The sequence below is a fragment of the Thomasclavelia sp. genome (assembly GCF_017889095.1).
Taxonomy (GTDB): Bacteria; Bacillota_I; Bacilli_A; order Erysipelotrichales; family Coprobacillaceae; genus Thomasclavelia.
The window spans coordinates 1-4,053 of sequence record NZ_JAGHEW010000332.1 but is presented as its reverse complement, the minus strand read 5'-3'; the positions used below and the strand labels follow the sequence as shown (position 1 = coordinate 4,053).

5 protein-coding genes are annotated in these 4,053 nt (G+C 26.6%); 3 read left to right on the top strand and 2 right to left on the bottom strand.

The window, feature by feature from the left end; all coding sequences use genetic code 11:
* Both J7M77_RS14380 and J7M77_RS14375 read left to right on the top strand, forming a co-directional pair.
* Positions 1–229 (top strand): heavy-metal-associated domain-containing protein (locus J7M77_RS14380; protein ID WP_296879795.1); only part of this gene is annotated, 229 nt, incomplete at its 5' end.
* Positions 222–473, top strand: coding sequence for a metal-sensing transcriptional repressor (locus J7M77_RS14375; RefSeq protein ID WP_296879793.1), 252 nt, complete (start codon positions 222–224; stop codon positions 471–473). The genes J7M77_RS14380 and J7M77_RS14375, both read left to right, overlap by 8 nt.
* Before the next feature lie 12 nt (positions 474–485).
* Here the strand turns inward: J7M77_RS14375 and J7M77_RS14370 are convergent, their stop codons facing one another.
* Positions 486–1,535, bottom strand: coding sequence for a DUF2812 domain-containing protein (locus J7M77_RS14370; protein WP_296879791.1), 1,050 nt, complete (start codon positions 1,533–1,535; stop codon positions 486–488).
* Between the two features lie 84 nt (positions 1,536–1,619).
* Positions 1,620–3,257 carry a Na/Pi cotransporter family protein gene (locus J7M77_RS14365; RefSeq protein ID WP_296879789.1) on the bottom strand — a complete coding sequence of 546 codons (1,638 nt, stop codon included), beginning with the start codon at positions 3,255–3,257 and terminating at the stop codon, positions 1,620–1,622.
* A 152-nt stretch (positions 3,258–3,409) separates the two neighbouring features.
* Between J7M77_RS14365 and J7M77_RS14360 the strand changes: the two genes are divergently transcribed.
* Positions 3,410–3,592 carry a hypothetical protein gene (locus J7M77_RS14360; protein ID WP_296879787.1) on the top strand — a complete coding sequence of 61 codons (183 nt, stop codon included), beginning with the start codon at positions 3,410–3,412 and terminating at the stop codon, positions 3,590–3,592.
* Positions 3,593–4,053: the final 461 nt, after the last annotated feature.

Below are 4,053 nucleotides of genomic sequence, written 5' to 3'. Positions count from 1 at the left end.
TTATGTAAAGGAGAACAAGAAAATGAAAAAAGAAATTCAAATTGAAGGAATGATGTGTCAGCATTGTCAAAAACATGTTAGTGATGCCTTAAATGGTTTACCAGAAACAACAGCAGTGGTTGATTTAGAAAACAATCAAGCTACAGTAGAAACTATTCAAGATGATGCAGTTTTAACTGGAGCAATTGAAAAAGCGGGATATAAAGTTGTAGGAATTAAAAATGTCTAATGATAAAGTATTATTACGTTTAAAAACAGCTCGTGGACAGATTGATGCGGTCATAAAAATGATTGAAGAGGATCGTTATTGTATTGATATTGCTAATCAGTTACTAGCAATTCAGTCATTAATAAAAAATGCCAATAATGAAGTATTAACTAATCATTTGAATCATTGTGTTAAAGATGCTATTAATGAACATGATGCTGATCAAAAGATCGATGAAATTGTTAAGTTATTAACTAAACTATAAAACAAGGCAAAATTAGCCTTGTTTTATTATTGTTTGATATTTATTATCGGTTTGTAAATCAAAATTAGTTTGGACAATGATCAGTTGTTTTTCTTTAACAAAAGCAATAATATTATAAACACTGTCATTGCTTAATAAATAACCATTGTTAATTTCTTTAGTAAAGGCAAATTGATTACTTGATAAATAATTATTTAAAGCTTTATCAGCTTTATGGGAATTTGAATATTGATAATAGTTAACTTTGATTATTTGATCACCATTATTTTCATTGTAGCTTATTGCTTCTTTAATTAAAAAACTGTGACTAGTTATACAGGTATCATCATTATTATCACCTTTTAAATAACCTAGAGTTTCTAGGGTGATAACTTGTTTAGAAATAGTTTTGGTTTTTCGCTGCAAATAATCAAGACTAAAACCAGCAATAATTAAAAGAATTGAAAGGATAAAAAGCCAGTTGTTGATGGTAAAAATAAGCTGTTGATTTTTGTTGATTGCTTTTTGCTTGTTTGTCTTATTTTTTAATTTTTCAGTATTTACATAATGAACAAAAAAACGGCTTAATAAACTAATACAAAACAATAAGGGAACATAGTGTAAAATAATTGAACCATTAGTAACGAATTCACTGGGATCTTGATTAGTAAAAACTGATGGTACTAGTAAATAGGTTAAAAAGATACTAATAAAGATCAGTGTGATATTAATTAGGGTACGATTCTTTTTAAAATAAGTATCTAATAATGATTGTTTAGTACCAGAATAATTAATTTTATTAGGACTTTTAAAAACATATATTTTACCTGATTTGCCAATAAATTCATAACCGCGATTAACGTAATTTAATAACCATTTATCACGCTGTTGACGATTTTTTTCTTTTTTGGTTTTATCAGGAACAAAAATATCGGTTTTATAGAAACACTGCTGATCATCTTTTTTAAAAACGGTAAAATAATCAACACTTTTACAATTATAGCCTTGTTTTGATAAATTGTTTAAACGCTCCTGGAATAATAAATATTCACTAGCATCATAATTAGTAAGTAAAATTTTCATGAACTGCTCCTTTAAATAATCTAGTAATAGAATACCATTTATCACCATATTAATAAAGATAAACTAGTTAAATTAGTTTATCTTTTAAAAATCATCTTCAATTAAATATGATTTCGCAACGTTTTGACAATGGTCACCAATTCTTTCTAAATTAGCTAATATATCGACATAAGTAGAATTTACTAATGGCGATTTTTCTTTGTTATCGCCAACTCGTTTAATATGACGTTGTTTAGCTTTTTTATTAAAATAGTCAAGATCGTTTTCTTTATTTTCAACATATTTGATATCATCGTAGTTATGGAGATCATAAGCTTCGATACTTCTTTGTAACATATCGATAACTAAATTCATCATCGTTTCAATATCTAACCGTGCTTCAATTGAAAAATCTTCATTTTCACTATAGATAGCTTCAAAATATCGAGTTATATTAATACACAAATCACCAATGCGTTCAAAATCTTTAATCGTTTTCATGTTGGTAAGATATTCACTAGTCTGCTGGTCCGTCAAAGTTTCATGATTGATCAAAATTAAATAATCAGTAATTTTGGTATCTAAGGTATTGATTAAATCTTCACTTTCATAAATATTACTAATAATATCAGAATTTTTAGACTGAAAATAATTTTTAGTTTCTTTGACTGCTAAAACAGTAATTTTTCCCATTTCAATGGTTTTGTTTTTACAAATTACTAAAGCATGACTAGGGAATAGCTGAATTACATTAGTATCTAATTCACTAAGATCCATTTCTAATTCTTTTTTCGAACTTTTAATAACTTTTTTTGTTAATGTTAAAACTTTAGGAATAAACGGAATAAAGAGTAGAGCCGTTAAAATATTAAAAGTCCCGTGGGCTAAAGATAATTGTAATTTAGCAGAGATATTTAAAAGATCTGATAAATATTCAATTAAATAGGAAAATGGTAAAAGACAGATCATAAAAATCAAAGCTCCGACTGTATTAAATAAAACATGGAAAAAAGCAGCTCTTTTAGCTAAAGTTGAACCATTGAGCGAAGCAATGATTGCCGTAATCGTAGTACCAATATTGCTGCCAAATAAAAATGGTAAAGCAATTAGTAAACTAATGGCACCAGCATCATACATTTGTTGAATCAATGCAATAATTGCAGCCGAAGATTGAACAAAAGCAGTTAAAATAATTCCCCCAAATAAACCTAAGATCGGATTTTTGACTAAATAATTAGTAATTTGAATAAATTCCGGTACTTTAGCCATATTAGCTAAATTATTACCCATCAGTTCTAACCCATAAAATAAACATCCAAAGCCAAAGATAACTTGTCCTAAACATTTAGTTCTTCTATTTTTGGAAAAAAACAAAAATGCAGCTCCAAAAATAATAAAATAAACCGAATATTGAGAAAATCGTAATCCAACAAAAATAGAAGTAATTACAGTACCGATATTAGCACCCATGATAATACCAACTGATTGTTTTAACGACATTAATCCTGAACGAATTAAGCCAATTGTCAAAACTGTTGTTCCCGAACTTGACTGAATCAAACAAGTAACTACAGCTCCAATGATAATATTTTTAAAGGTACTGGATGTATATTTATCAATGATATTTTTTAATTTATCACCAGAATATTTTTTTAAACCATCACCCATATATTCAATTCCAAATAAAAATAGTCCCAATCCGGCAATGATTGCGGTCCAGTTAATTTGGGCTAATGTCATCATAATCACTTCCTTTGTTTCATAATATATAAACATTAATAAAATGTAAATTTATTTTACATAATCTTAACAATTATCATTGCTTATTTAATTGGTTTTTATTACATGTTATAATATTTAAAAGCACTATAATTAAGGTAAAAGAGGAATTAAAGATGATTGATAGAAACAAATATTTATCTATTGGAATTATTGCCGGTTTTATTGTCGGTATGGTAATTGGAGTTGTTTTATGGATTTTTTTAAAAAGTATTTTTTATATTGCTTATTGTTCTGGTTTTGGTATGTTGACTGGGATTGTTATTGGTGCAATAATCGATTATCAAAATAAAGAATAAAAAGCTCGTTTATCTTTAACTATCTAATAAATAATAAAAAATCGTACTTAAAAGTACGATTTTTTGCTTTTAAATAAAGAACATTTATGTATATTTTATGTTATTTCCAAACATTTGTCGTAGATTAACATAATCAACGACACAAAATTTCGGATTTTAATGAATAAAACATAATACTGGTATCCTGATAAACTGGTAAAAAATTAATATAAAAATGTAAGATTCAGTAAGATAAATGTTATAAATGGGAATGTTTTTATTATCTGAATTGAAGGATTTAGTGTTTAAAAGGCTTATTTTTCATCACTACTATACTAATAATGATGAATAACAGTAAAAAATGACGGTAAAAGACATAATATGTGCAAAAAAATACAAATTGAGGGTAAATTACATGTTTTTCTTTTATTTTTTGGATAGATATGCTATATTAATGGTCGTAGATTATGTTAATCTACGAC

Excerpts from the sequence above, each read along its gene's own strand:
- J7M77_RS14375 (WP_296879793.1), top strand. The coding sequence starts at position 222 with ATGTCTAATGATAAAGTATTATTACGTTTAAAAACAGCTCGTGGACAG.
- J7M77_RS14370 (WP_296879791.1), bottom strand. The coding sequence starts at position 1,535 with ATGAAAATTTTACTTACTAATTATGATGCTAGTGAATATTTATTATTC.
- J7M77_RS14365 (WP_296879789.1), bottom strand. The coding sequence starts at position 3,257 with ATGATGACATTAGCCCAAATTAACTGGACCGCAATCATTGCCGGATTG.
- J7M77_RS14360 (WP_296879787.1), top strand. The coding sequence starts at position 3,410 with ATGATTGATAGAAACAAATATTTATCTATTGGAATTATTGCCGGTTTT.